The sequence below is a fragment of the Pseudomonas sp. NFX1 genome (assembly GCF_051123555.1).
In the GTDB taxonomy this organism is placed as follows: Bacteria; Pseudomonadota; Gammaproteobacteria; order Pseudomonadales; family Pseudomonadaceae; genus Aquipseudomonas; species Aquipseudomonas capeferrum.
The window spans coordinates 3,827,706-3,853,303 of sequence record NZ_CP169366.1; the positions used below are offsets into that span (position 1 = coordinate 3,827,706).

At 63.2% G+C, this 25,598-nt stretch carries 24 protein-coding genes and 1 tRNA gene; 13 read left to right on the plus strand and 12 right to left on the minus strand.

Translation table 11 applies throughout. The features are described 5' to 3' along the window. Window positions 1–21 precede the first annotated feature (21 nt). Window positions 22–1,035, minus strand: coding sequence for a ferrochelatase (gene hemH / locus DJ563_RS17175; protein ID WP_434518072.1), 1,014 nt, complete (start codon window positions 1,033–1,035; stop codon window positions 22–24). 13 nt (window positions 1,036–1,048) lie between these two features. After that, window positions 1,049–1,954, minus strand: coding sequence for a TIGR01777 family oxidoreductase (locus DJ563_RS17180; RefSeq protein WP_274098180.1), 906 nt, complete (start codon window positions 1,952–1,954; stop codon window positions 1,049–1,051). Between the two features lie 186 nt (window positions 1,955–2,140). On the opposite strand from DJ563_RS17180, the gene DJ563_RS17185 reads away from it, so the two are divergent. From DJ563_RS17185 to DJ563_RS17205, 5 genes are all read left to right on the plus strand, one after another. Next, window positions 2,141–3,127, plus strand: a complete 987-nt coding sequence (locus tag DJ563_RS17185; RefSeq protein WP_274098179.1) for an NAD(P)/FAD-dependent oxidoreductase — start codon at window positions 2,141–2,143, stop codon at window positions 3,125–3,127. A gap of 106 nt (window positions 3,128–3,233) precedes the next feature. Continuing rightward, window positions 3,234–4,202 (plus strand): YbgA family protein, encoded by a 969-nt coding sequence (locus DJ563_RS17190; protein WP_274098178.1) that lies wholly within the window; start codon window positions 3,234–3,236, stop codon window positions 4,200–4,202. Then, on the plus strand, window positions 4,192–5,091 hold the full coding sequence (locus tag DJ563_RS17195; RefSeq protein WP_434518073.1) for a MerR family transcriptional regulator: 900 nt from the start codon (window positions 4,192–4,194) through the stop codon (window positions 5,089–5,091). The genes DJ563_RS17190 and DJ563_RS17195 overlap by 11 nt, the downstream gene beginning before the upstream one ends. Then, window positions 5,082–6,524, plus strand: a complete 1,443-nt coding sequence (gene phrB, locus DJ563_RS17200; RefSeq protein ID WP_434518074.1) for a deoxyribodipyrimidine photo-lyase — start codon at window positions 5,082–5,084, stop codon at window positions 6,522–6,524. The genes DJ563_RS17195 and phrB overlap by 10 nt, the downstream gene beginning before the upstream one ends. Beyond that, window positions 6,521–7,219, plus strand: coding sequence for an SDR family oxidoreductase (locus DJ563_RS17205; RefSeq protein WP_434518075.1), 699 nt, complete (start codon window positions 6,521–6,523; stop codon window positions 7,217–7,219). Before phrB ends, DJ563_RS17205 begins: the two co-directional genes overlap by 4 nt. A 68-nt stretch (window positions 7,220–7,287) precedes the next feature. On the opposite strand, the gene DJ563_RS17210 is transcribed toward DJ563_RS17205, so the two are convergent. From DJ563_RS17210 to hemA, 6 genes are all read right to left on the minus strand, one after another. After that, a complete protein-coding gene (locus tag DJ563_RS17210; protein ID WP_274098175.1) occupies window positions 7,288–7,806 on the minus strand; it encodes an acyloxyacyl hydrolase in 519 nt (172 codons plus the stop codon). A gap of 106 nt (window positions 7,807–7,912) precedes the next feature. Further along, window positions 7,913–8,710: a glutamate racemase gene (gene murI / locus DJ563_RS17215; RefSeq protein WP_274098174.1), complete on the minus strand. Its 798-nt coding sequence runs from the start codon at window positions 8,708–8,710 to the stop codon at window positions 7,913–7,915. Beyond that, on the minus strand, window positions 8,703–9,458 hold the full coding sequence (locus DJ563_RS17220; protein WP_033701323.1) for a molybdopterin-synthase adenylyltransferase MoeB: 756 nt from the start codon (window positions 9,456–9,458) through the stop codon (window positions 8,703–8,705). The genes murI and DJ563_RS17220 overlap by 8 nt, the downstream gene beginning before the upstream one ends. After that, entirely contained in the window at window positions 9,452–10,282 is an 831-nt protein-coding gene (gene prmC / locus DJ563_RS17225) for a peptide chain release factor N(5)-glutamine methyltransferase (RefSeq protein WP_434518076.1), read from the minus strand. Before prmC ends, DJ563_RS17220 begins: the two co-directional genes overlap by 7 nt. Beyond that, window positions 10,282–11,364: a peptide chain release factor 1 gene (gene prfA, locus DJ563_RS17230; RefSeq protein ID WP_186660275.1), complete on the minus strand. Its 1,083-nt coding sequence runs from the start codon at window positions 11,362–11,364 to the stop codon at window positions 10,282–10,284. Before prfA ends, prmC begins: the two co-directional genes overlap by 1 nt. Beyond that, complete coding sequence (hemA, locus tag DJ563_RS17235; protein WP_033701328.1) at window positions 11,361–12,638, minus strand: glutamyl-tRNA reductase; 1,278 nt, start codon at window positions 12,636–12,638, stop codon at window positions 11,361–11,363. Before hemA ends, prfA begins: the two co-directional genes overlap by 4 nt. A 333-nt stretch (window positions 12,639–12,971) precedes the next feature. On the opposite strand from hemA, the gene DJ563_RS17240 reads away from it, so the two are divergent. The 8 genes from DJ563_RS17240 to ychF all read left to right on the plus strand — a co-directional run bounded on the left by DJ563_RS17240 (window position 12,972) and on the right by ychF (window position 19,760). After that, window positions 12,972–14,693 (plus strand): tetratricopeptide repeat protein, encoded by a 1,722-nt coding sequence (locus tag DJ563_RS17240; RefSeq protein ID WP_274098172.1) that lies wholly within the window; start codon window positions 12,972–12,974, stop codon window positions 14,691–14,693. Between the two features lie 4 nt (window positions 14,694–14,697). Next, window positions 14,698–15,315 carry a lipoprotein insertase outer membrane protein LolB gene (gene lolB / locus DJ563_RS17245; RefSeq protein WP_033701330.1) on the plus strand — a complete coding sequence of 206 codons (618 nt, stop codon included), beginning with the start codon at window positions 14,698–14,700 and terminating at the stop codon, window positions 15,313–15,315. A 3-nt stretch (window positions 15,316–15,318) separates the two neighbouring features. Next, window positions 15,319–16,179: a 4-(cytidine 5'-diphospho)-2-C-methyl-D-erythritol kinase gene (gene ispE, locus DJ563_RS17250; protein WP_274098170.1), complete on the plus strand. Its 861-nt coding sequence runs from the start codon at window positions 15,319–15,321 to the stop codon at window positions 16,177–16,179. Window positions 16,180–16,198: 19 nt separating this feature from the next. Further along, window positions 16,199–16,273 (plus strand) — tRNA-Gln (locus tag DJ563_RS17255). A 47-nt stretch (window positions 16,274–16,320) separates the two neighbouring features. Then, window positions 16,321–17,262: a ribose-phosphate pyrophosphokinase gene (locus tag DJ563_RS17260; RefSeq protein WP_003247410.1), complete on the plus strand. Its 942-nt coding sequence runs from the start codon at window positions 16,321–16,323 to the stop codon at window positions 17,260–17,262. Window positions 17,263–17,380: 118 nt separating this feature from the next. Continuing rightward, window positions 17,381–17,974 carry a 50S ribosomal protein L25/general stress protein Ctc gene (locus tag DJ563_RS17265; RefSeq protein WP_274098169.1) on the plus strand — a complete coding sequence of 198 codons (594 nt, stop codon included), beginning with the start codon at window positions 17,381–17,383 and terminating at the stop codon, window positions 17,972–17,974. Window positions 17,975–18,053: 79 nt separating this feature from the next. Next, complete coding sequence (pth, locus tag DJ563_RS17270) at window positions 18,054–18,638, plus strand: aminoacyl-tRNA hydrolase (RefSeq protein WP_008099045.1); 585 nt, start codon at window positions 18,054–18,056, stop codon at window positions 18,636–18,638. 21 nt (window positions 18,639–18,659) lie between these two features. Further along, window positions 18,660–19,760 (plus strand): redox-regulated ATPase YchF, encoded by a 1,101-nt coding sequence (ychF, locus tag DJ563_RS17275; RefSeq protein WP_033701333.1) that lies wholly within the window; start codon window positions 18,660–18,662, stop codon window positions 19,758–19,760. Between the two features lie 138 nt (window positions 19,761–19,898). Here the strand turns inward: ychF and DJ563_RS17280 are convergent, their stop codons facing one another. The 4 genes from DJ563_RS17280 to DJ563_RS17295 form a co-directional block, all read right to left on the minus strand. Then, window positions 19,899–21,197: an MFS transporter gene (locus DJ563_RS17280; RefSeq protein ID WP_274098195.1), complete on the minus strand. Its 1,299-nt coding sequence runs from the start codon at window positions 21,195–21,197 to the stop codon at window positions 19,899–19,901. A gap of 91 nt (window positions 21,198–21,288) precedes the next feature. Then, window positions 21,289–21,762, minus strand: a complete 474-nt coding sequence (locus DJ563_RS17285) for a RidA family protein (RefSeq protein ID WP_274100658.1) — start codon at window positions 21,760–21,762, stop codon at window positions 21,289–21,291. A 1-nt stretch (window position 21,763) separates the two neighbouring features. After that, window positions 21,764–23,392, minus strand: coding sequence for a hydantoinase B/oxoprolinase family protein (locus DJ563_RS17290; protein WP_274100659.1), 1,629 nt, complete (start codon window positions 23,390–23,392; stop codon window positions 21,764–21,766). 10 nt (window positions 23,393–23,402) lie between these two features. Beyond that, entirely contained in the window at window positions 23,403–25,490 is a 2,088-nt protein-coding gene (locus DJ563_RS17295) for a hydantoinase/oxoprolinase family protein (protein WP_410926878.1), read from the minus strand. Window positions 25,491–25,598: the final 108 nt, after the last annotated feature.

Genomic DNA, 25,598 nt, shown 5'->3' on the forward strand with positions numbered 1-25,598 from the left:
CCGCAATGCGGCCCTTTCCATTCAAGCCTTTTCGCACATCCCCGCCAACACCCGCACCCACTCCGGGTGATCATTCAGGCACGGCACCAGCACCAACTCCTCGCCCCCCGCCTCGATGAACTGCTCCTTGCCGCGGTCGCCAATCTCTTCCAGCGTCTCGATGCAATCGGCAACGAACGCCGGGCACATCACCAGCAGCTTCTTCACCCCCGCCTTGCCCAGCTCATCCAGCCGCGACTCGGTATAAGGTTCGATCCACTTGGCCCGGCCCAAGCGCGACTGGAACGACACCGACCACTTGCCGTCAGGGATGCCCATCTTCTGGGCAAACGCCTTGGCCGTGGCCAGGCACTGACCGCGATAACACACGGCGCGCATCTCGGCGCTGGCGTCCTTGCAGCAGTCCGCCGCTTGGAAGTCATGCGTGCCGGTAGGGTCGAGCTTCTTCAGGTGCCGCTCCGGCAACCCATGGAAACTCAGCAACAGATGGTCGTAATCCTGCTCCAGATAGGGCCTGGCACTGGCCACCAGCGCGTCGATGTAGTCGGGATGATCGTAGAACGGCTGCAGCACACGCATCTGCAGCGGCAGCTGGCGTTCGCTGATGGTCTGCTTCGCCTGCTCGACCACCGTGGTGACCGTACTGTCGGCAAACTGTGGATAAAGCGGTGCCAGGGTAACCGTGCGCACGCCCTGGGCGGCCAGGCGCTCGAGCACCTCGGGCAATGCCGGCTGGCCATAGCGCATGGCCATCTCCACCGGGCCATGGGGCCAGTGCTCGACCATCGCAGCCTGCAGACGGCGGGTCAGCACCACCAGTGGCGAACCGTCCTCCCACCAGATGGAGGCGTAGGCGTGCGCCGACTGTTCCGGGCGCTTGATCAGGATCAGCGACACCAGCAAGCGCCGCACCGGCCAGGGCAGGTCGATCACGTACGGGTCCATCAGGAACTGGTTGAGGTAACGGCGTACATCGGCCACCGAAGTGGAGGCCGGGGAACCCAGGTTGACCAGCAGCAGGGCGTGATCAGTCATGCAGCGTCCTTTGTCAGAGGCGGCTGGACAAGTCGTCCAGGGCCGATTGCAGATCGTTGAAACGGAAGGTGAACCCTGCCGCCAGCAAGCGCACCGGGCGCGCCCGCTGGCCACCGAGCAGCAGCGTCGACAACTCGCCAAGGCCAGCCTTTAGCAACAGTGCAGGCACGGGCAGCACGGCCGGCCGGTGCATGGCCCGGCCCAGGCGCTTGGCGAACTCGCGGTTGCGCACAGGCTCTGGGGCGCAGGCATTATAAGGACCGCTGGCGTCCTTGTGCTGCAAGAGAAAATCAATCAGGGCGACCTGGTCGTCTATATGGATCCAGGGCATCCACTGCCGGCCATCGCCCAACGGCCCGCCCAGCCCCAGTTTGAAAGGCAGGCGCAGGCGCGACAAAAAGCCGCCATCGCTGGCCAGCACCAGCCCCGTGCGCACCAGCACCACCCTGATGCCTTGTGCCTGCGAACGCTGGGCGGTTTCTTCCCAGGCGATGCACAGCTGGCTGGCAAAATCTTCGCGGACCGGCTGCGATGCCTCGGTCAGTTCGCGCTCACCGCCATCCCCGTACCAGCCCACCGCAGACCCGGAGATCAGTACCTCCGGGCGCTGTTCACGGCTGCCCAGCCAAGCCAGCAACTGCTCGGTCAGGGTGACCCGGCTGGCCCACAGCAGGTTGCGCCGGGCACCGGTCCAGGGCCGATCGGCAATCGGCGCGCCGGCCAGGTTGATGACCGCATCCAACGGGTCATCTGCCTCCAGCTCTTCCAGCCGGGCGATGCCACGCACCTGGCTACCGCACAGTTTCGGCACCTGCTCGGGCTGGCGGCTCCAAACCGTAAGGCGATGGCCCTGGCCGAGCCAGAGCTGGCACAGGTGCCGGCCTATCAAACCGGTGCCGCCTGTCAGCAATATATGCATGGCTGTGTCCTCGCAGAATGCGGCAGTGGTCTATTTTTAGAACAAGGCACTTTTTTGACCCGACGCTCTCGGATAAACATAGGCCAACCTGCTCCATAAAGCGGAATAACCTTATACAAAAGTTGTGCATTGTACAGGTTTGCCTGACAGCGTAGTCTGCTCACAGCAAGGTTTGAAGAGGCCATCATGACAGTACCTATTGCCATCATCGGTGCCGGTATCGCCGGTCTGTCCGCCGCCCAGGCGCTGCAAAAGGCCGGGCAATCCGTGCATTTGTTCGACAAAGGCCACGGCAGTGGCGGGCGCATGGCCAGCAAGCGCAGCGACGCTGGCGCGCTGGACCTCGGCGCCCAGTATTTCACTGCCCGTGACCGGCGTTTCGTCGATCAGGTCCAGCAATGGGTGGCTGCGGGTTGGGCCGAGCAATGGAAGCCGCAACTGTACAACTACCGCGACGGCGAACTCACACCCTCCCCGGACGAGCAGACTCGCTGGGTAGGCGTGCCGCGCATGAGCGCCATCACCCGCGGCATGCTCAAGGATGTGACGGTCAACTTTGGCTGCCGCATCGCTGAAGTGTTCCGCGGCAAGCAGTACTGGCACCTGCAAGACACCGAAGGCTGCAGCCACGGCCCGTTCAGCCGCGTGGTGATCGCTGTGCCTGCGCCACAGGCGACGCCGTTACTGGCCTCTACGCCCAAACTCGCTGCCGTGGCCGCCGGTGTGCAGATGGAGCCTACCTGGGCCGTCGCCCTGGGCTTCCAGACGCCACTGGACACCCCGATGCAAGGTTGCTTCGTGCAGGACAACCCGCTCGACTGGCTGGCCCGCAACCGCAGCAAGCCCGGGCGTGACGAGCACCTCGACACCTGGGTGCTGCATGCCACGTCGAACTGGAGCCGGCAGCATATCGACCTGCCCAAGGAAGAGGTGATCGAGCAGTTGTGGGGCGAATTCGCCGAACTGGTCGGCTGCGTGGTGCCGGCCCCCACCTTCGCCCTCGCCCACCGCTGGCTGTATGCACGCCCCACCAGCCACCATGAGTGGGGCGCCTTGGCCGATGCCGATCAAGGCCTGTACGCCTGCGGCGACTGGTGCTTGTCCGGGCGCGTCGAGGGTGCCTGGCTGAGCGGCCAGGAAGCCGCTCGCCGGCTGCTGGAGCATCTCGACTGAACGGGCGCTGAGCCTGTACAAAAAAATCAGTTTGCATAACGCCAAGGCTGTGCTGGAATAAACTTGTACAAAATAGATATCGCGTACAAGTTTACCGGAGACAGCCATGCAAGCCCCTTCCGCCCACTGCAAGCCTCGCATCGCCATCAGCGCCTGCCTGACCGGGCACAGTGTGCGCTACAACGGTGGGCACAAAGCATCCGACCTTTGCCGCGCGCAACTGGAAGCGCACTTCGAATGGCTGCCCGTTTGCCCTGAAGTCGCTATCGGCCTCGGTGTACCGCGCGACCCTATTCGCCTGGTAGGCGACCCAGAGCAGCCGGAAGTGGTCGGTACCCGCAACCCCGGCATGGACCTCACCGGCCCGCTGCGCACCTATGGCGAGCAGATGGCCGGCGAGCTCGACGATATCTGCGGCTATATCTTCATGCAGAAGTCGCCTTCCTGCGGGTTGGAGCGGGTCAAGGTTTACCAGGATAACGGCCACCCTGCGTTGCATGGCGGACGCGGTGTATATGCCCAGGCCTTCTGCAACCTTCGCCCGGACCTGCCGGTGGAGGAAGAAGGCCGCCTGCATGACGCAGTGCTGCGCGAAAACTTCATCAGCCGCGTGTACGCCTATGCCGATTGGCAGCGCCTGCTGGCCGAAGGCCTGAGCCGCGGCGCGCTGGTGCGGTTTCACTCGCGCTACAAGTACCTGCTGATGGCCAACAACCCCCATGCCTACCGCACCCTGGGGCGACTACTGGGCAGCATGAGCCGGGATGACGACCCGCAGCAGGTCGGCCCACACTATTTCAGCCAGCTGATGCAGGCCCTGCGCCGCTGTGCCAGCCGCGGCACGCATTGCAACGTACTGCAGCACCTGAGCGGTTACTTCAAGGATGCCCTGACCCAGCAGGACAAGGCCGAACTGCAAGCCATCATCAGCCAGTACCAACAGGGCGTGGTGCCGCTGGTGGTACCGCTGACCCTGCTCAAGCACCACCTGCGCAAGCATCCAGACCCATACTTGATGCAGCAGGCCTACCTGCAGCCACACCCCGAAAGCCTGGGGTTGCGCAATGCCGTCTGAGGCCCTGCTAGCGATCGGCGAACTCGCTCGCCGCACTGGCGTCAACCCGGTCACCCTGCGGGCCTGGGAGCGCCGTTACGGCCTGCTCAAGCCACAGCGCACCGCAAAAGGGCATCGCTTGTATTGCGCTGAGCAGATCGAGCGCGTGCAGGCGATCCTGGCCTGGCTGCATCGGGGCGCATCGGTGGGGCAGGTGCGCGAATTACTCGAAAAACCGGCCAGCACCGCCCCACAAAGCAACTGGCAGGCGCGACAGGCGCAGTTAATCGAGGCTATCGCCACCCTCTCGCAGCGGGCACTCGACCAGCAACTCAACCAGGCCATGGCGCTGTACCCCGCGATTACCCTGTGCGAGCAGTTGCTGCTACCCCTGCTCGACAGCCTGGACCTGCGCTGGCGCAACTATTTCAATGCACGGCTTGAGCAAGTGTTCTTCCACAGCTGGCTGCGCAGCAAACTCGGCGCCCGGGTGTATCACGACAACCAGCTGCTGCAGGGTGCGCCAGTGCTGCTGGCCGAAGACAGCGTACGCGCCTTCGACCCTGAGCTGTGGCTGTGTGCCTGGCTGCTCAGCAGCAACGGCATCCCTGTCGAGGTGCTTGAACAGCCGGTGGGTGGCCCGCAACTGCAACGGGCCATCGCCGCGCTGCAACCGCGCGCCCTGCTGCTGCACTTGGGGCCACGCATCGACATCAAGGCCTTGCAGCGCACGCTGCAGGGTACGCCGGGGGCAAAACTGCTGGGCGGCGCCACGCTCGCCCTGCATGAGGCCCAACTGAACGCCCTCGACCTCCCCGACCTGTTCCTGTTCGATACCCCGCAGGCGGCATTGCGTTTGCTTCAAGGCAATGACCGCCGGCCTGTAGAGATGAATGCACCATGCAATTGATCTGGCTGCGCAGCGACCTGCGCATCGACGACAACACCGCCTTGAGCGCCGCCTGTGAGCGCGGCCCGACCGTCGCCCTGTGGTTGCTCAGCCCCGGCCAATGGCAGGCTCACGACGACGCCGCGTGCAAAGTCGACTTCTGGCTGCGCAACCTGCGCGACCTACGCCAGGCACTGGGCACGCTCAACATTCCTTTGCTGATCCGCTCGATCGACAGGTGGGATCAGGCATCAGATGCAATAATGGCAGTATGCCACCAACATCGGATCGATAGCGTGCACTGGAACGACGAGTACGGCATCAACGAACAGCGCCGCGACCAGGCTGTGCGGGCACGGCTGGAACAATCAGGCGTGCAGGCGCACAGCTACCTCGACCAGCTGTTCTTCCGCCCTGGCACCATTCTTACCCGCAGCGGTGACTACTTCCAGGTCTTCAGCCAATTCAAGAAAAGCTGCCTGGAGCATCTGCACCGCAGCCTCCCCGCGCGGGCCCCACGGTTAAAGCCCCAGGCGCCTCTGGCGATCGCCAGCGACCCGCTACCTGAACATGTGCAGGGCTTCGACCCCGTACCACGTGCCTTGCGCGAGAGTTGGCCAGCGGGCGAAGCCGAAGCGCACGCACGGCTGTCGCGTTTTCTCGATGAGCGGGTGGAAGACTACCAACACCAGCGCGACCTCCCGGCCAAGCCCGGCACCAGTGAGCTCTCCGCCTACCTGGCCGCTGGGGTGATTTCGCCCCGGCAATGCCTGCACGGGGCCTTGGCCAGCAACCGTGGCGAGTTCGACAGCGGCAGCACCGGCATCCAGACCTGGGTCAACGAGTTGCTTTGGCGGGAGTTCTACAAGCACATCCTGGTGGGTTATCCACAGGTATCCCGTCACCGCGCCTTCCGCGCCCAGACCGAAGCCCTTGCCTGGCGCGATGCACCTGAAGACCTCGCCGCCTGGGAACAGGGGCGCACCGGCTTTCCGATCATCGATGCCGCCATGCGCCAATTGCTGCATACCGGCTGGATGCACAACCGCCTGCGCATGATCGTCGCCATGTTCCTCAGCAAGAACCTGCTGATCGACTGGCGCAAAGGCGAGCGGCATTTCATGCGTCACCTGATAGACGGTGACCTGGCAGCCAACAACGGCGGCTGGCAGTGGAGCGCGTCTACCGGCACCGACGCCGTGCCCTACTTCCGCATCTTCAACCCGGTTTCGCAGTCTCAGCGCTTCGATCCGCAGGGGCGCTTCATTCGGCACTGGGTGCCGGAACTGCAGGCGCTGGATGATAAAGCCATTCATCAGCCATTAAAGGCTGCGGATCTTTTTGCCAACAATTCGTATCACAATCCAATAGTCGATCTCGGCAGCAGTCGCCAGCGCGCATTAGAAGCCTTCAAAGGCCTTCCGCGCCGGCAGCATCAGGGGGCAGTATCGTGAATAGAGCTCGCAGTGTCTGGGTGACAGGGGCCACTAACGGATTAGGGCTGGCATTGGTACAACAGTTGCTCGAACAGGGGCACCGGGTAGCCGCAAGCGGCAGGGAATGTGAAGCACTGGACACACTGGGCGAACGCTACGGCACGCAATTGCTGCGCCTGCCGGGCCAGTTGCAGGCGCTGGACCAGGTCGAGGCAGCCAGCAAGCTGCTGTTGGGCAACTGGGGGTCACTGGACTGCCTGATCGTCAATGCCGGCACCGGTGAGTATGTGGCCGACGCCATACCTGATGCCGAGCTGTTCGAGGCCATCGCTGCCAGCAACCTGCTGGCCAGCGAACAATGCCTGGCCAGCGCCTTGCCGCTGCTGACCAAGGGTGAAGCGCCTCAGGTAATGGCGATCCTCAATCGCTATTCGGCCTCGCAGCTGTTTGCGCCCACACAGGTTTCCAGCGGTTTCAACAGCACCGCGCAGTGGTTTCGCGAGCAACGCCAGGTACTGGACCAGCTGCAGATCAGCCTGACGGTGGTGGCGCCGCAATCATTGAAGACACCCGTGACACCGGCGCAGGCAATGCCGGAGATGTGGACAGCGCAGAGCGCTGCCGAAGAACTGCTGCGGCGATTGCCGCTGCGTGAACCCGAACTGGTGCTGGAGACGCTGGACACAAGCAGCTTGTGGCCGTTACCGCGCTGACACAGGGTTAGGGAAATGTTGCTGCAGTGGGAGCGGGCTCACCCGCTCTCACTGCCCAAGCAGAAGGGTTACAAGGCCATACGGTAATGCAGGCTGTAACTCTCCACACCATCGTTGGGCTGCTTGATACCGGCGTTGGAATAGTGGATGGCGCGCACACCAATCTCATGCCCACCGGCAAAGCGTAAACCGAAACCGATCCGGTCCTCGAACTGGAACGCCGAGCCTAGCTCGTTGCTTTCGAGCTCGGTGCTGGAGAAGGCCGCGACACCGATGCCCGCCTCGATATAAGGCTTCACCGACTCCCCGGCAAACTCATAGACGAACACCGGCGCAAACGACAGGCTGTGGTTGCTCGCCGTCTCGTCACCCTGCCAGTAGGTATAAGCCCCATCCCAATAACCGGTGAGACGGCCAACGCTGGTCTGCCACCAGCTTGCCTCCCAGTTCGACTGCAACCCCAGCCGGTAGACCATGGTCGAGTCACCGGTCTGCCCCACCGAAAATGAAACATCGGCAGCCTGCGCCGACCCCACTTGCCCCAAGGTAAAGACGGCAGCCGCCGCCAAGCCGAGCAGTTTCCTCATAAGAAACATCCTTCTTCCTGATGCTGTTGTTAGTGTTCGCCTCTTGCCAGGCAAATCGGTAGAAATCGGCAGTGGTACGATAGTTCAGCTGCTTTTGACGTTTTTTTCACAACGCAAAGCTTTGCACACTGTCGGACTTATGCCACAGCAACGGTAGGATTTTTCTCAGAGTTTGCGGGTCGGCACTGGTCCAGAAGCGGGTATCCAGTGCCGGGCCCTCGGCGAGCAGGTCGTTGGTGTCCAACAGCCGTTGCAACTGGCGCGCCACGGCGGCGCCGGTATCGATGATGGCCACGTCTGCCGGCACCATGTCGGCCAGCAAGGGGCGCAGGAAGGGGTAGTGGGTGCAGCCAAGAATCAGCGTATCGCAGCCGGCATCCAGCAGTGGCTGCACAAACCCGAGTAGCAACTGGCGCAACGCGGGGCTGCCCAGGTCACCGGTTTCAATCAGCTCTACCAGCCCTGGGCAAGGCTGGGTGACCACCCGTACATCGCTGGCGAAGCGGTCGAGCAATGCCGCGAACTTGGCGCTCTGCAAGGTCCCGGTAGTGGCCAGCACCCCGACCACACCGGAGCGGGTGGCGGCGGCTGCAGGCTTTACCGCAGGCTCCATGCCCACCAGCGGCCACACCGGGTACAGCTCGCGCAGGTCGGCAACAGCTGCCACCGTGGCAGTATTGCAGGCCAGGACCATGGCTTTGGCACCTTGCTGCTGGAAGAATTCGGCAATGCGTCGGCAGCGTTGGCGGATGTAGTCCGCCGACTTCTCACCGTAGGGCACATGACCGCAATCGGCCACATACAGCAGGGTTTCGTTGGGCAGCAGGCGCTGGATCTCGGCAAGCACCGACAAACCGCCGACCCCCGAATCCATCACGCCAATCGGCGCCGAACGCTCAGCCATCGCGCTTGCCGCAGACGGCGCAGGCCGGGTCGCGCTTGACCCGCAGTTCACGTATGCGCGTGCCGAGGGCATCGATCAGCAGCAGGCGGCCCACCAGTGGCTCGCCGAACCCGGCCAGCAGTTTCATGGCTTCCAGCGCCTGCAGGCTACCGACCAACCCCACCAGCGGGCCGATCACGCCGGCTTCGCTGCAGGTCAGCTCATCCTCGCTGCCATGGCCGTACAGGCAGTGGTAGCACGGGCTGTAGTCACGCCGTGGGTCGAACACCGAAAGCTGGCCCTCGAGGCGGATCGCCGCCCCACTGACCAGCGGCTTGCCAGCAGCGACGCAGGCGGCATTGACCGCCTCGCGCGTGGAAAAGTTGTCGGAGCAGTCCAGCACCAGGTCGACCGCAGCCACCGCTGCGGCCAGCGAGTCTTCGTCCAGCGCCTGGCGGTGGGCGACCAGGCTGATCTCTGGGTTGATCGCCCCCAGGCGCTGCAGCGCCGAGTCCACCTTGCTCATGCCGACGCTGTCGCTGTCGTGCATCACCTGGCGTTGCAGATTGGTCAGGTCGACGGTGTCGAAATCTGCCAGGTGCAGCTCGCCCACGCCCGCCGCAGCCAGGTACAGCGCCACAGGTGAACCCAGCCCACCGAGGCCGACGATCAGTGCCTTGCTCTGCTTGAGGCGCAACTGGCCGTCGATATCGATCTGCGCCAGCAGCACCTGACGGCTGTAGCGCAACAGTTCCTGATCACTCAGCATGGCAGGCGCCCCAGGGTAATGCGTTCATGGCTGCCCAGGTCGATGCGGCTGGCAACCTCGGCAAAGCCTTGTTCAGTCAGCAAGGCGCGCACCGCCGCTGCCTGATCATAACCATGCTCCAACAGCAACCAGCCGCCTGGCAGCAAGTGCTGCGGGGCCTGGGCAATGATCAGCCGCAGGTCGTCCAGGCCATCGGCACCTGCCACCAGTGCGCTGCTGGGTTCGAAACGCACATCGCCAGCGGCCAGGTGGGGGTCTTCGCTGGCAATGTAGGGGGGGTTGCTGACAATCAGGTCGAAACGCTCATCGCCGAGCTGGTCAAACCAGTGGCTGACGCGCACCTGCACATTGCCCAGCCCCAGGCGCTGGCGGTTGCGCTCGGCCAGCGCGGCGGCCTCCTCGACACGGTCCACCGCCATCACTTGCCAGGCCGGGCGGTCGCCGGCCAGGGCCAGGGCGATGGCCCCGGTGCCGGTGCCCAAGTCGAGCACCTTGGCAGGTGTCGCAGGCTGAAGCTCCAGGGCGGTCTCGACCAGCAGCTCGGTGTCCGGGCGCGGGATCAGCGTATGCGGTGCCACTTCCAGGTCGATCTTCCAGAACCCCTGCTGCCCAAGGATATACGCCACCGGCTCACCGCTGCGGCGGCGCTGCAGGTAACCGGCATAAGTGTCGGCCGCTTCGCTGCTGACGATGCGCTCGGGCCAGGTATGCAGGTAGCTGCGCGACTTGCCGATGGCTGCGGCCAACAACAGTTCGGCGTCCAGCCGCTCGGTGGGCGATTCGGGCAACTGCGCATTGCGCAGCAAGCTGGCGATGATGGTCATCAGTCCCCCAGGGCGGCCAGTTGATCGGCCTGGTATTCGGCCAACAGCGGTTCGATCACGGCGTCGACGCCACCGGCAAGGATGTCGTCCAGCGAATACAAGGTCAGGTTGATGCGGTGATCGGTTACCCGGCCCTGTGGATAATTGTAGGTGCGGATACGCTCGGAGCGGTCACCGGAGCCCACCAGCAGCTTGCGCTCACTGGCGATGGCATTCTGCGCGGCGCTGGTCTGCATGTCATTGAGCTTGGCCGACAGCCAGGACATGGCACGGGCACGGTTCTTGTGCTGCGAGCGTTCTTCCTGGCACTCGACCACGATACCGGTGGGCAAGTGAGTAATGCGAACCGCCGAGTCGGTCTTGTTGATGTGCTGGCCACCGGCCCCGGAAGCGCGGTAGGTGTCCACGCGCAAGTCGGCCGGGTTGATCTCGATCACTGCCTGCTCATCCGGTTCGGGCAGCACGGCCACGGTGCAGGCGGAGGTGTGGATGCGCCCCTGCGACTCGGTCTCGGGCACCCGTTGTACACGGTGCGCGCCAGACTCGAACTTGAGCTTGCCGTAAACGTTTTCGCCTTCGACGCGGGCGATGATTTCCTTGTAGCCGCCGTGTTCGCCTTCGTTCTCGGACAGAATCTCCAGGCGCCAGCCACGCTTTTCGGCGTAGCGCGAATACATGCGGAACAGGTCACCCGAGAAGATCGCCGCCTCGTCGCCACCGGTGCCGGCGCGGATTTCGAGGAACACGTTGCGCCCGTCGTTGGGGTCCTTGGGCAGCAGCATGCGTTGCAGCTGCGCCTCCATCGCCAGCAGTTGCTCCTTGGCTTCGCGCACTTCCTCCACGGCCATTTCGCGCATATCCGGGTCGCTGTCCTTGAGCAGCGCCTGGGCACCTTCAAGGTCGTCCTGGACTTTGCGCCATGCCTGATAGGCCGTGTGAACCGGCTCGACTTCGGCGTATTCGCGGGAATAAGCACGGAAACGCGTCTGGTCGCTGATGACCTCAGCGTCACCGAGCAGTGCGGTCAGTTCTTCGAAGCGGTCCTGGAGAATATCCAGTTTGTTCAGCAGCGACGCTTTCATTGCAGGGATTTGTCCGTCGAGCCCTCGTTGAGGGCAAAGAGTTCCTGGGCCATGGCCAGCGCATCGAGGCGGCCCTCGGCCGAGAGCTTTTTCAACTGCACGCTGGGCGCGTGCAGAAGTTTGTTGGTCAGGCCCCGGGCCAGCTGGGCCAGCACGTCCTCGGGGTTGCCGCCGTTGGCCAGCAGGCGCTGGGCTTTTTGCAGCTCTTCATCGCGCAGGCGCTCGCTTTGCTGGCGGTAGGCCTTGAGCACGTCCACCGCAGCCAGCTCGCGCAGGCGCACCATGAAGTCTTCGGCGCCCACCGACACCAGCTCTTCGGCAGCCTGGGCCGCGCCCTGGCGGCTCTTGAGGTTTTCTGCGACTACGTCGTGCAGGTCATCGACGGTATAGAGGTAGACGTCGTCGAGCTCGCCCACTTCGGGTTCGATATCACGCGGCACGGCGATGTCGACCATGAAGATCGGCTTGTGCCGGCGTTGTTTCAGCGCGCTCTCGACCGCGCCCTTGCCAAGGATCGGCAACTGGCTGGCGGTGGAGCTGATGACGATGTCGCTGTTGGCCAGTTCCTGGGGGATGTCGGCCAGCAGCACGGCATGTGCGCCGAACTGTTCGGCCAGCGTACTGGCACGCTCCAGGGTACGGTTGGCCACCACGATCCGGCGCACACCCTGCTCATGCAGGTGGCGGGCGACCAGGGTAATGGTCTCGCCGGCCCCGATCAGCAGGGCCTGGCTGCGGCCCAGGTCACTGAAGATCTGCCGCGCCAGGCTCACCGCGGCGAACGCCACCGAAACCGGGTTTTCGCCGATCGCGGTGTCGGTGCGCACCTGTTTGGCGGCACTGAAGGTGGCCTGGAACAGGCGCCCAAGCAGTGGGCCAACGGTACCGGCCTCACGCGCCACGGCGTAGGCGGACTTCATCTGGCCGAGGATCTGCGGCTCGCCGAGCACCAGCGAATCGAGGCCAGAGGCCACGCGCATCATGTGCCGCACCGCATCGTGCTCTTCATGGATGTAGGCGCTGGCGCGCAGTTCATCCAGGCTCAGCCGGTGGTAATCGGCCAGCCACAGCAGTACGGCCTCGGCAGACAGGTGGTCCTGCTCTATATAAAGCTCGCTACGGTTGCAAGTCGACAGGATCGCCGCTTCACGGCTGGCGGTCAGTCGGCAGAGCTGTTGCAGGGCGTCCACCAGCTGCTCTGGGGTAAACGCCACGCGCTCGCGTACGTCTACCGAGGCAGTCTTATGGTTGATACCAAGTGCAAGAAAGGCCATGCAAGGTCGCTGGTTGTGACGAGAAGCCGATAATTGTCCTCTTTCGCAGGTTTTAGAACAACCACCGTTCGCTATTGTCGTGTAGGAGCGGCCTTGCGTCGCGAAAGGGCTGCGCAGCGGCCCCGGCAATATCTCTGACAAACCTGAAAACCTGGGGCCGCTACGCACCCCTTTCGCGACCCAAGGCCGCCCCCACAGGCCACCCCCCACACAGGTGGCGGAACCTGGGCGCCCCTGCCATGGTCGCAGTTAAGCAAATGCTTCGCAGGTGGGTTTGCCCCCGCGCTTGTGTCATCATGCTCCGACCGCCGGTGAGTCCTTTTAAGCCTTTCTATGAACAGACACTACGCACTGCTGCTTGCCTTCGCCCTGCTCCAGGGTTGCCAGAGCCTGGCCCCGCAAAAAGCCGAGCCACCCGCTGCCGAAGCCGGCAAGGGCGAGGCCGAAAAAACCGTGGTGTACGGTTCGTTCAAGCAAGACACCCTTTATAGCCTGTTGGTGGCGGAGCTGGCCGGCCAGCGCAACCGCTTCGACATCGCCTTGGCCAACTACGCCGACCAGGCCGAAAAAACCCAGGACCCTGGCGTTTCCGAACGCGCCTACCGCATCGCCGAGTACCTCGGCGCCGACGAGCCGGCCCTGGAAAACGCCTTGATCTGGGCCCGCAACGACCCGGACAACCTCGACGCCCAGCGCGCCGCCGCCATCCAGCTGGCCCGCGCCGGTCGCTACGACGATGCCATGGTCTACATGGAAAAAGTCCTGCAGGGCCAGGGCGATACCCACTTCGACTTCCTCGCCCTGTCGGCCGCCGAGACCGACCAGAGCACCCGCGACGGCTTGCTGCAGAGCTTCGAACGCCTGCTGGTCAAGTACCCGGAAAACAGCCAGCTGGTGTTCGGCAAAGCGCTCCTGCTGAACCAGGACGGCAAGGCTGAGGAAGCGCTCGAACTGCTCGAGGCGCACCCACCGCAAAACGGCGAGATTGCCCCGATTCTGCTGCGTGCCCGCCTGCTGCAAGCGCTCGACCGCGGCAAAGAGGCGCTGCCCCTGCTGCGTGGCGCGATCCGCGACAACCCGGATGACAAACGCCTGCGCCTGACCTACGCCCGTACCCTGGTTGAGCAGGACCGCATCGCCGATGCCAAAGGTGAGTTCATCAGCCTGGTCCAGCAGTACCCCGAGGATGACGAGCTGCGCTACTCGCTGGCACTGGTATGCCTGGAAAACAAAGACTGGGATGAAGCCGAGGGCTACCTGCAGGAGCTGGTCGAGCGCGACAGCAACGTCGACGCCGCCCACCTGAACCTGGGCCGCATCCGCGAGGAGCGCCACGACCCCGAAGGCGCCTTGCGCGAATACGCCCTGGTCGGCACCGGCCCTGACTACCTGCCGGCGCAGCTGCGCCAGGCCGACATCCTGATTGCCAACGGCCGCGGCACCGAGGCTTCGCGCCTGCTCGCCGAAGCCCGCGAGGCCCAGCCGGACTATGCCATCCAGCTGTACCTGATCGAATCGGAAAGCTACAGCAACAACAACAAGGACGCCCAGGCCAACCAGGTGCTGCAACAAGGCATCCAGCGTTACCCGGACGACCTCAACCTGCTGTATACCCGCGCCATGCTGGCCGAAAAGCGTGATGACCTGCCGCAGATGGAGAAAGACCTGCGCGCCATCATCGACCGCGAGCCGGAAAACGCCATGGCCCTGAACGCCCTGGGTTACACCCTGGCCGACCGCACCACCCGCTACGCCGAAGCCAAGGCGCTGATCGACAAGGCCCACCAGCTCACCCCGGATGACCCGGCGGTGCTCGACAGCCTGGGCTGGATCGCCTACCGCCAGGGCAACCTGGACGAAGCCGAAGGCTACCTGCGCCAGGCCCTGGAACGCTTCCCCGACCACGAAGTGGCTGCGCACCTGGGCGAAGTCCTGTGGGCCAACGGCAAGCGCCGCGAAGCCCGCCAGGTCTGGGCCAAGGCCTTCGAAGCCCAGCCCGACAGCCCCATCCTGCGCAAGACCGTACTGCGCCTGACCGGATCAGAGACCCTTTAACGCCATGTTCCTGCGCCATTGCATCACCTTCACCCTGATCGCCCTGCTCGCGGGCTGTGCCGGCTTCGGTAGCCGTGAAGCCCTGCAAGGCCATGGCGACCCGCAGCAGTGGCGCCAGCACAAAGCGCAACTCAGTACCCTCGATGGCTGGCAGATCAGCGGCAAGGTCGGCATCCGCGCCCCGCGCGATTCCGGCAGCGGCACGCTGTTCTGGCTGCAGCGCCAGGACTACTACGACATCCGCCTGGCCGGGCCATTGGGCCGTGGCGCTGCCCGCCTGACCGGCCGCCCCGGCGGCGTGGTGCTGGAAGTGGCCAACCAGGGTCGCTACGAAGCCACCAGCCCGGAAGCACTGCTGGAAGAACAACTGGGCTGGCAACTGCCGGTTTCGCACCTGGTCTGGTGGGTACGCGGCCTGCCCGCGCCCGACAGCAAGAGCCAGCTGACCCTGGACGGCGACAGCCGCCTGGCCAGCCTGCAACAGGATGGCTGGCAGGTGCAGTACCTGAGCTATACCGAGCAGAACGGCTACTGGTTGCCCGAGCGCCTGAAACTGCACGGCAAGGACCTCGACGTGACGTTGGTGGTCAAGGACTGGCAGCCGCGCCAGCTGGGGCACTGATCGATGACCACCCTGACCCTGCCCGCCCCGGCCAAGCTCAACCTGTGGCTGCACATCATCGGCCGCCGCCCGGACGGTTACCACGAGCTGGAGACCGTCTTCCAGTTTCTCGACCACGGCGACGAGCTGAGCTTCGCCCTGCGTGAAGACGGCGTGATCCGCCTGCACACCGACATCGAGGCGGTGCCCCACGACAGCAACCTGATCGTGCGTGCCGCGCGCAAATTGCAGGAACAATCCGGCACCCGCCTTGGCGCCGACATCTGGCTGACCAAGGTCTTGCCCATGGGCGGTGGCATCGGCGGCGGCAGCTCGGACGCCGCGACCACGCTGCTGGCGCTGGCGCACTTGTGGCAGCTGGACTGGGATGAAGATCGCCTGGCCGGCCTGGGCCTGACCCTCGGTGCCGACGTGCCGGTGTTCGTGCGCGGCCACGCGGCGTTCGCCCAGGGTGTGGGCGAGCAACTGACCCCGGTCGACCCGATCGAGCCCTGGTATGTCGTGCTGGTGCCGCAAGTGTCTGTCAGTACTGTAGAAATTTTTTCACATCCGCAGTTGACACGTGATTCCCTCCCCCTTAAGATGCGCCCCGTTCCCGAGGGAAACAGTCGAAATGACTGCCAACCGGTGGTAGAGCAGAGTTACCCAGAAGTTCGCAATGCGTTGAATTCACTGGGCAAATTCACTGAAGCTCGATTAACCGGCACTGGAAGTTGTGTGTTTGGGGCCTTCCCAAGCAAAGCCGAAGCTGATAAAGTTCTGGCCCTTCTTTCAGCGACCCAAACAGGGTTTGTGGCGAAAGGAAGCAATGTTTCGATGTTGCATCGCAAGCTGCAAAGTCTGGTCAAGAAGTCGAGTGCCTAGCGCTCGCAGCAACAGATACAGGGGCGTCGCCAAGCGGTAAGGCAGCAGGTTTTGATCCTGCCATGCGTTGGTTCGAATCCAGCCGCCCCTGCCATTTTCCTATACTCATCCAGGTATACCCTCAGCCTTCAGGTACTGCGCGTGTCCAAGATGATGGTCTTTACGGGGAACGCTAACCCCGATCTGGCTCGGCGTGTCGTACGTCAGCTGCATATCCCTCTCGGTGACGTCTCTGTCGGTAAATTCTCCGACGGCGAGATCAGCACTGAGATCAATGAAAATGTCCGCGGTAAAGACGTCTTCATTATTCAGCCGACCTGTGCCCCGACCAACGATAACCTGATGGAACTGGTAGTGATGGCCGACGCCTTCCGCCGCTCCTCAGCATCCCGAATCACCGCCGTGATTCCTTACTTCGGATACGCCCGCCAGGACCGCCGTCCGCGTTCGGCACGTGTAGCCATCAGCGCCAAAGTTGTCGCTGACATGCTCACTGTCGTGGGTATCGACCGTGTACTCACCGTCGACCTGCACGCTGACCAGATCCAGGGTTTCTTCGATATCCCAGTCGACAACATCTACGGCTCGCCCGTATTGGTCGACGATATCGAAGACCAGCGTTTCGAGAACCTGATGATCGTCTCCCCGGACATCGGTGGTGTCGTGCGCGCACGTGCCGTCGCCAAGTCCCTGGGTGTCGATCTGGGTATCATCGACAAACGCCGCGAGAAGGCTAACCACTCCGAGGTGATGCACATCATCGGCGACGTCGAAGGGCGCACTTGCATCCTGGTAGACGACATGGTCGACACCGCCGGCACCCTGTGCCACGCGGCCAAAGCCCTGAAAGAACACGGCGCTGCCAAGGTTTACGCCTACTGCACGCACCCTGTCCTGTCGGGCCGCGCGATCGAGAACATCGAGAAGTCGGTACTGGACGAGCTGGTGGTGACCAACACCGTTCCGCTGTCCGCCGCTGCTCAAGCCTGTGACCGTATCCGCCAGTTGGATATCGCACCGGTTGTCGCTGAAGCGGTACGCCGCATCAGCAACGAAGAATCGATCAGCGCGATGTTCCGCTAAGCGGAACACGTGTTGATGTGAAGCGCCCCGCCCCAGCATTTGTTGGGGCGGGGCTTTTTTGCCATTCCCGTTGGCGCTGGTCGCAAACGCCCTCGGGAGGCTATTTTGGAGAAACAAAATGACTGATTTCACGCTGAACGCCAAAGTGCGTACTGACCTGGGGAAAGGTGCGAGCCGCCGCCTGCGTCACTCGCTGAGCATCCCTGCCGTTGTCTACGGTGGCGATAAAGAAGCGCAATCCCTGACCATCGTGTCGAAGGAAATCGCCAAGCTGTTCGAAAACGAAGCTGCCTACAGCCACGTGATCGAGCTGAACGTTGACGGCGCCAAGCAAAACGTCATCGTCAAGGCCATGCAGCGTCACCCAGCCAAGCAATTCATCATGCACGCTGACTTCGTTCGCGTCGTTGCTGGCCAGAAGCTGACTGCCAAGGTTCCGGTTCACTTCATCGGCGAAGAAGCGCCGGTCAAGAAAGGCGGCGAGATCTCCCACGTTGTTTCCGAGATCGAAGTTTCCTGCGAAGCCAAAGACCTGCCTGAGTTCATCGAAGTTGACCTGGCTAACGCTGAAGTCGGCACCATCATCCACCTGTCGGACCTGAAAGCTCCGAAAGGCGTAGAGTTCGTCGCTCTGGCCCACGGTGATGACAAGGCTGTTGCCAACGTTCACGCGCCACGCGTTGCTCCAGAAGCAGAAGGCGCTGCCGAGTAATCCACTCGCACGCCGGTGTTGATCGGGTTACAGTGCCGCGCGCCCTGTAACCCACCAACTCCAAGGAAGAGCCCCTGACGTGACCGCCATCCAGTTGATCGTTGGCCTGGGTAACCCCGGCCCCGAATACGAACAGACCCGGCATAACGCAGGGGCTCTTTTCGTTGAACGCATTGCCAGCGCCCAGCGCGTCTCGCTGACCGCTGACCGCAAGTATTTCGGCCTGACGGCTAAATTCAGCCATCAGGGCAACGACGTTCGTCTGCTCATCCCCACCACCTACATGAACCGTAGCGGCCAGTCCGTGGCGGCCTTGGCCAATTTCTTCCGCATCAAGCCGGAAGCGATTCTGGTGGCGCATGACGAACTCGACCTGCCTCCGGGCGTCGCCAAGCTTAAACGCGGCGGCGGCCATGGCGGGCACAACGGCCTGCGCGACATCATCGCGCAGCTCGGCAACCAGAACGACTTCCACCGCCTGCGGCTTGGCATCGGCCACCCGGGTGACGCCAAACTGGTCTCCAACTTCGTCCTGGGCCGCGCGCCGCGCGCCGAGCAGGAGAAGCTCGACGCCAGCATCGATTTTGCCCTCGGCGTGCTGCCAGATGTCCTCGCTGGCGATTTCGCCAAGGCGATGCGCGAGCTGCACAGCCAGAAGGCCTGATTTCCTAGAGAGGGAATACCCATGGGTTTCAATTGCGGCATCGTCGGCCTGCCCAACGTCGGCAAGTCCACCCTGTTCAACGCCTTGACCAAGTCTGGCATCGCGGCGGAGAACTTCCCTTTCTGCACCATCGAGCCGAACAGCGGGATCGTGCCGATGCCCGACGCGCGTCTGGCTGCCCTGGCAGAGATCGTCAAGCCTAACCGCATCCTGCCGACCACCATGGAATTCGTCGACATCGCCGGCCTGGTGGCAGGCGCTTCGAAAGGTGAAGGCCTGGGCAACAAGTTCCTCGCCAACATCCGCGAGACCGACGCCATCGCCCACGTGGTGCGCTGCTTCGAAGACGAGAACGTGATCCACGTTTCCAACAGCGTCGACCCCAAGCGTGACATCGAGATCATCGACCTCGAACTGATCTTCGCCGACCTCGACAGCTGCGAGAAGCAACTGCAGAAGGTTGCCCGCAACGCCAAGGGTGGCGACAAGGAAGCCCTGGCGCAAAAGGCCATTCTGGAAAAGCTGATCCCGCACTTCACCGAAGGCAAGCCTGCGCGCAGCCTGATGAAGCACATGGCTGACGACGAAAAGGCCGTCATCCGTGGCTTCCACCTGCTGACCAGCAAGCCTGTGATGTACATCGCCAACGTCGCTGAAGACGGCTTCGACAACAACCCGCACCTGGACGTGGTCAAGGCCATCGCCGAGGAAGAAGGCGCGGTCGTGGTACCGGTGTGCAACAAGATCGAAGCCGAAATCGCCGAGCTGGACGACGGTGAAGAGAAGGACATGTTCCTCGAGGCCCTGGGCCTGGAAGAGCCTGGCCTGAACCGCGTGATCCGCGCCGGTTACGAGCTGCTTAACCTGCAGACCTACTTCACTGCCGGTGTGCAGGAAGTACGCGCCTGGACCGTCCGCATTGGCGCCACCGCGCCACAGGCTGCTGGCGTGATCCACACCGACTTCGAAAAAGGCTTCATCCGCGCTGAAGTAGTGGCGTATGACGACTTCATCCAGTTCAAGGGTGAAAGTGGCGCCAAGGAAGCCGGCAAGTGGCGTTTGGAAGGTAAAGACTACATCGTCAAAGACGGCGATGTGATGCACTTCCGCTTCAACGTCTGACGGGCGGCCGTGGGCTCCACGGCAACCGCTGAATCGAACCCCCCCGTGCTCGCCTAGCGACACGGGGGTTTTCGTTTTTGCTCACAGCGGCGTCTCAGGTACGGCCCTTGCGCAGGCTTTACCAGCGACTACGGGATGTCACGCAGGCTTGGGCCACCTCCCCTCTTCCACTTCCTCTGCCTGCTCCGCCGGCTTCTCAGGCCGGGCCATGAACATGATCACCGCCGCAGCGCACAGGTCCAATGCCGACAGTGCGGCGAACAGCGGTCCGTAACCGATCTTGGTCACCAATACGCCCATGATCGCCGTGTACAGCGCGGCCCCCAGAAACCCGCACATACCGATCAAGCCCGCAGCGGTGGCGACGTCGTTCTTGTCGAAGGAGTCCGAGGTCATCGAGTAGAGCGCGCAGGACAACATCTGGTGCGCGAACCCGCCCACGCACAGCAGCATGATCGCGGTATAGGGGCTGCCGGCCAAGCCTACGCAGCCGGGTGCGATCATGCACAGGCAGCCGGTGACCATCACCAGTTTGCGCGAGGTGAACAGCGATACCTTGAAGTAGCGATGGTAAAACGGTGAAAGGTAGCCGCCCACCACGCTGCCCAGGTCTGCGGCCAGAAACGGCAGCCAGGCGAACAGCGCGATCTGCTTGATGTCCATGCCGCGTTCATGCATCAGGTACAGTGGGATCCAGGCATTGAACACCTGCCAGGCCGGGTCGGCCATGAACCGGGCGATGGCCACTGCATAGAAGTTGCGCCGTTTCAGCACGTTGCGCCACTGCGCCTTTTGTTTGGGCTGGTCGCGAAACTTCGCCTCCTGGCCGGCGTAGATATAGTCGCGCTCCTCGGCATGTAACTGCGGATGCTCCGCTGGCGGATGATAGAGCCATAGCCACAACCCGCCCCAGATCAGGCCGAACACACCGGTCATGATAAACGCCAGTTGCCAGCCGCTGCTGAGGATTGCCCAGACTACCAGGGGTGGCGCCAACAGCGCGCCCAGCGCGGAACCGATGTTGAACCAGCCCAGCGCCACCGAGCGCTCCTTGGCCGGGAACCATTCAGCAGTGGTCTTGATGCCAGCAGGGTAACCGGCGGCCTCCGTCATGCCCAGCAGCCCGCGGAAGAACGCCAGGCTCTGCCAACCAGTCGCCAATGCCGCCAGGGCACAGGAGATCGACCAGGCGATGGCGAAGAGGGCGAAGCCCAATTTGATACCGATGGCGTCGATGATGTACCCCGCCACAGGTTGCATCACGGCATAGCCGAGGGTCCAGGCCACCACTACCCAGGAGTACTCCTCGGTGGTCATGTTCATCTCGACCATCATGGTGGGCGCAGCCACCGAAAGGGTATTGCGGGCCAGGTAGTTGATGATCAGGCCAATGATCATCAACCCCACTACCCACCAACGTAAGCTTTTTATCTTCATGGTCTACACGCTCTTGTTTTTATTGGTGTGTGAGGGCGCGCAGGAGCCTGCGCGCCCTGTTCAAGGCTGAAGATGGGCTTGCGTGTGGCGGTCAGGCCAGTTCGAATACCGCGTCCACCTCCACCGCAAAACCTCTGGGCAAGGAGCTCACGCCAATAGTCGTGCGGGTATGCTGGCCACGCTCGCCCAATACTTGCACCAGCAATTGCGAGGCGGCATCGATGACCGCGCCGGATTCGGTGAAGTCATCCACCGCATTGACGTAACCGCGCAGTTGCACGCAGCCTTTGACCTGCGCCAGGTCGCCCTGCACTGCCTGGGCCACATGCGCCAGCACGTTGAGCGTGCACAGCCTGGCCGCTTCGCGGGCTTGGCTCAGGTCGATGTGCACGCCGACCTTGCCGATGAACAGCGCCTGGCCATCGCGCTTGGAGCCTTGGCCGGAAACGAACAGCAAGTTGCCGACGCGGCGGGTGGCGACAAAGGGGTTGTTGCCCGGTACCACTTCGGGCAACTGCAGGCCCAGTTGCTCGACCCGCATGGCAAATGATTGATGGACGCTCATGTCAGTTACCCTCGCGCACATATTCGAAGGCAAGGTCCTGCGCCAGCGCTGCTGGCGAACGCTCCGCCACCGGGCCGTAGCCACCACCACCGGGCAGTTCCAGCACCAGTCGTTTACCGCCCGGGACATACTGGCGGCCCTTGGTGGCCAGGCGTGTGCCGTCGTCCAGCCGCACCACGCCGGGCGCGCCGTTTTCACCCCCTTCACGGCCGCGTGCCGGGTGGGCGACACGGTCGAACATGGCGTTGAACCAGATTTCATAACCATCCTTGGGTGCAATCTCGACCACCTGCCCCAGCCCGCCGCGGTACTTGCCAGCACCACCAGAACCTTCGCGCAGTTCCTTGCGCCAGAACACCACCGGCCCGACCTGCTCGGTGGCCTCGATCGACATCGACTGCACTCCACTGGGGAACGCTGTGGCACTGGGCCCGTCAAGGCCTGGGCGCGCGCCCATACCGCCACTATTGAACAGCAGCACCTCGGCGCCTTCCGAGCCTTCGCCGGGCTGTACCGGGCGCACACTGACGTGCAGGTTCCAGAGTGCCCCAGCCCCTTCGGCAGGAATCTGCCCCGGCAGCAGTTGATGGATCGCCCCTAGCACCGCGTCCGGCACCAAATGCCCGAGCACATGGCGCACCGACACTGGCGCAGGCCGTTGCGCATTGAGGATGCAATCGGTGGGCGCCACCACTTTGAACGGCTTCAGCGATGCATGGTTGTTGGGAATATCCGGAGCGATCGCACACTTGATGCCGTAGCAGGCATACGCCGTCGAGTAGATCAGCGGGCAGTTGATGCCTTTTTTGCTCGGCCCGGATGTGCCGGCGAAATCCACGGTGATCTGGTCTTTGGCGACGGTCAGCGCCACGGCGATGTCGATCGGTGTGTCGTAGCCGTCCACCCGCATCAGGTTTTGATACAGCCCCCTGGGCAAGGCATTGATGCGCTCAAGGGTCGCCGCGTGGCTGCGCTCGAAGACAAACTGCGACAGGTGCTCGAGGTCTTCCAGGCCGAACTCGCCCATCATGTCCATCAGGCGCCGGTGGCCGATTTCATTGCAGGCCGCCAACGAGTAGATGTCACCCACCACCTGGCGGCTTTCGCGTACGTTGTTGCGGATCAGATTCACCAGGTCACGGTTCACCGTACCCCGCTCGGCAAACTTCATGATCGGGATGAAAATCCCCTCCTCGTATACCTCATTGGCGTCCGGGCCGAAGCCACGGCCGCCCACATCCACCACGTGGGCGGTACAGGCGAAGAAGCCGACCAGCTTGCCAGCGCGAAAGCTGGGCGATACCACGGTGAAGTCGTGCAGATGGCCTGTGCCCTTCCAGGGGTCGTTGGTGATGTACACATCGCCCTCGAAGAGGTGATCGCGGCCGATATCACGAATGAAATGGCCGACCGCCTCAGCCATGGCGTTGACGTGCCCAGGCGTGCCCGTCACCGCCTGGGCGATCATTTCGCCGGCCTGGTTGAACACGCCGGCAGACAGGTCGCCGGACTCGCGCACGCTGGTGCTGAAGGCTGTACGGATCAGCGTCAGGGCCTGCTCTTCGACCACCGAGATCAGGCGGTTCCACATGATCTGCATGCGCACATCGGTCAGGGTTTGTTGGCTCATGGTGTACTCCTCAGGCCTTCACGGCGCGCAGCAGCAGGCAACCGTCAGCCTGCATGATGGCTTCACGGCTGGCGGTAACGATGGTGGTAGTTTCACGTTCGGTGATCACGGCCGGGCCAGCTACCCAGTCGCCGGCACGCATGTGCTCGCGGTCGACCACGGCGGCAGTCTGGAAACCCTCCAGGCGTGCGTCGAACAAGCGGCGCTTACCGCTGATGCGCGCCGGCCCTGACTTTTCGGTCAGCGACCGCTGCTGCGGCTTGGCGACGGCAGAGCTTGCACGCAACGACCAACTGACCACTTCGATATCCAGCCCATCGATCGTGCGGCCAAAGAAGGCTTCGTATTCACGGTCGTAACCGGCCTTGAGGGCCTGCCCGTCTGCCCCGCCCAATTGCTCCACCGGGACGTTCACCGGCAACTCCCAGCCTTGGCCGACGTAACGCATGAATGCCATGCACTCAAGCGTAGGCTCGGCGCTGCCGGCCCCGGTGCGTACAAAGCTACTGGCCTCTTCGATCAATTCGTCAATGATCTGCTTGGCCTTGACCGCATCGAAGCTGCTCAGGCGCATGTAGGCACTGCGCACGCTCTCGAAGCCGAACGGTGCGCGTAAAAAGCCGATCGCCGAACCTACACCGGCGCCAGGCGGGATCAGCAGGTCTGCCACCGCAAGCTTTTCGCACAACCGGGCGGCATGCAGCGGCGCCGCACCGCCAAATGCGATCATGGTGAACTCGCTGAGCTCCTTGCCGTTCTCCACAGCGTGCATGCGCGCCGCGTTGCTCATGTTTTCATCGACCACTTCGCTCAAGCCAAAGGCAGCGGTGGCCTGGTCTACCTGCAAGGGGCCGCACAGGGCTTTGTCCAGCGCAGCGCTGCTGGCGTCGCTGTGGAGGGTGATCGAGCCCCCGGCAAAAGCTTCCGGGTCCAGCCGCCCCAGCAGCAGGTCGGCATCGGTCACGGTCGGCTGCTCGCCGCCACGCCCGTAGCAGGCCGGCCCGGGTTCGGAGCCGGCGCTGTGCGGGCCGACGCGAATCTGGCGCATGGCATCCACACTGGCAATGGAGCCGCCACCGGCGCCAATCTCGACCATCTCGATCACCGGGATGGAAATGGGCATACCGCTGCCCTTCTTGAAGCGCCAGGTCCGCGCCACCTCGAAGGTGCGCGATGTTTTCGGCACTTGCTGCTCGATCATGCAGATTTTCGCGGTGGTGCCGCCCATGTCGTACGACAGCACCTGGTTCAGCCCGTAGCGTGCTGCCACATCGGCGGCGAAGATCGCGCCTCCGGCCGGGCCGGACTCCAGCAGCCGCACCGGGAAGTCGATGGCGCTTTGCACGCTGATAATGCCGCCGCCCGAATGCATCATGTACACCGGGCAGACCACGCCTTCGTGTCCCAGGCGCTGCACCAGGCGGTTGAGGTAAGAGGCGATCAGCGGCTTGACGTAGGCATTGGCGCACACGGTGTTGAAGCGCTGGTATTCGCGCATCTGTGGCGACACTTCAGACGATATCGACACCTGCAGTTGCGGCGCGATTGCGTGCAGGCAATCGCGAACGGCGCATTCATGATCGCCGTTGAGATAGCTGTGCATGAACCCCACCGCCACGCTTTCGTAGCCTGCATCCACCACGCGCTGGCACAGCGCACGGGCCTGCTCCATGTCCAGCGGTTTGCCCACACTGCCGTCGGCCATTACTCGCTCGGCCAGCACAAAACGGTCGTTGCGCGGTACCAACGCGGTGGGCAGCACGATGTTCAGGTCGTACTGCTCGAAACGGCTTTCAGTACGCATTTCGATGACGTCGCGAAAGCCCTCAGTGGTAATCAAGGCGGTACGTGCGCCGCGTCGCTCGATCAGTGCGTTGGTGGCCAGGGTAGTGCCATGGATCAGCGTGTCGATGGCGGCGAGTTCGACTTCAGCCTGCTCGCACACCTGCTTCAGGCCATCGATGATCGCTTGCTCGGGGTTGCTGTAGTTAGTCAGAACCTTGGTCGAGTACAACCGGTCTGCGACCTCCATGGCAACGTCGGTGAACGTGCCACCAATGTCGACACCGGCGCGAATGGATTTTCCGTCTCTTGTCATTATTGGTCTCCGGGAAAAACAACTGCTGGGTTAGGCGCCTCTGTGGGGTGTGAGGCGTCCCAAGTGTTATTACAGAGATATAATTACCTGTCAAACACGCCCAGCAGT

Bases quoted from the DNA above. Each gene is read 5' to 3' on its own strand.
- hemH (WP_434518072.1), bottom strand. From the start codon at position 1,035: ATGACTGATCACGCCCTGCTGCTGGTCAACCTGGGTTCCCCGGCCTCC.
- DJ563_RS17180 (WP_274098180.1), bottom strand. From the start codon at position 1,954: ATGCATATATTGCTGACAGGCGGCACCGGTTTGATAGGCCGGCACCTG.
- DJ563_RS17185 (WP_274098179.1), top strand. From the start codon at position 2,141: ATGACAGTACCTATTGCCATCATCGGTGCCGGTATCGCCGGTCTGTCC.
- DJ563_RS17190 (WP_274098178.1), top strand. From the start codon at position 3,234: ATGCAAGCCCCTTCCGCCCACTGCAAGCCTCGCATCGCCATCAGCGCC.
- DJ563_RS17195 (WP_434518073.1), top strand. From the start codon at position 4,192: ATGCCGTCTGAGGCCCTGCTAGCGATCGGCGAACTCGCTCGCCGCACT.
- phrB (WP_434518074.1), top strand. From the start codon at position 5,082: ATGCAATTGATCTGGCTGCGCAGCGACCTGCGCATCGACGACAACACC.
- DJ563_RS17210 (WP_274098175.1), bottom strand. From the start codon at position 7,806: ATGAGGAAACTGCTCGGCTTGGCGGCGGCTGCCGTCTTTACCTTGGGG.
- murI (WP_274098174.1), bottom strand. From the start codon at position 8,710: ATGGCTGAGCGTTCGGCGCCGATTGGCGTGATGGATTCGGGGGTCGGC.
- DJ563_RS17220 (WP_033701323.1), bottom strand. From the start codon at position 9,458: ATGCTGAGTGATCAGGAACTGTTGCGCTACAGCCGTCAGGTGCTGCTG.
- prmC (WP_434518076.1), bottom strand. From the start codon at position 10,282: ATGACCATCATCGCCAGCTTGCTGCGCAATGCGCAGTTGCCCGAATCG.
- prfA (WP_186660275.1), bottom strand. From the start codon at position 11,364: ATGAAAGCGTCGCTGCTGAACAAACTGGATATTCTCCAGGACCGCTTC.
- hemA (WP_033701328.1), bottom strand. From the start codon at position 12,638: ATGGCCTTTCTTGCACTTGGTATCAACCATAAGACTGCCTCGGTAGAC.
- DJ563_RS17240 (WP_274098172.1), top strand. From the start codon at position 12,972: ATGAACAGACACTACGCACTGCTGCTTGCCTTCGCCCTGCTCCAGGGT.
- lolB (WP_033701330.1), top strand. From the start codon at position 14,698: ATGTTCCTGCGCCATTGCATCACCTTCACCCTGATCGCCCTGCTCGCG.
- ispE (WP_274098170.1), top strand. From the start codon at position 15,319: ATGACCACCCTGACCCTGCCCGCCCCGGCCAAGCTCAACCTGTGGCTG.
- DJ563_RS17265 (WP_274098169.1), top strand. From the start codon at position 17,381: ATGACTGATTTCACGCTGAACGCCAAAGTGCGTACTGACCTGGGGAAA.
- ychF (WP_033701333.1), top strand. From the start codon at position 18,660: ATGGGTTTCAATTGCGGCATCGTCGGCCTGCCCAACGTCGGCAAGTCC.
- DJ563_RS17280 (WP_274098195.1), bottom strand. From the start codon at position 21,197: ATGAAGATAAAAAGCTTACGTTGGTGGGTAGTGGGGTTGATGATCATT.
- DJ563_RS17285 (WP_274100658.1), bottom strand. From the start codon at position 21,762: ATGAGCGTCCATCAATCATTTGCCATGCGGGTCGAGCAACTGGGCCTG.
- DJ563_RS17290 (WP_274100659.1), bottom strand. From the start codon at position 23,392: ATGAGCCAACAAACCCTGACCGATGTGCGCATGCAGATCATGTGGAAC.
- DJ563_RS17295 (WP_410926878.1), bottom strand. From the start codon at position 25,490: ATGACAAGAGACGGAAAATCCATTCGCGCCGGTGTCGACATTGGTGGC.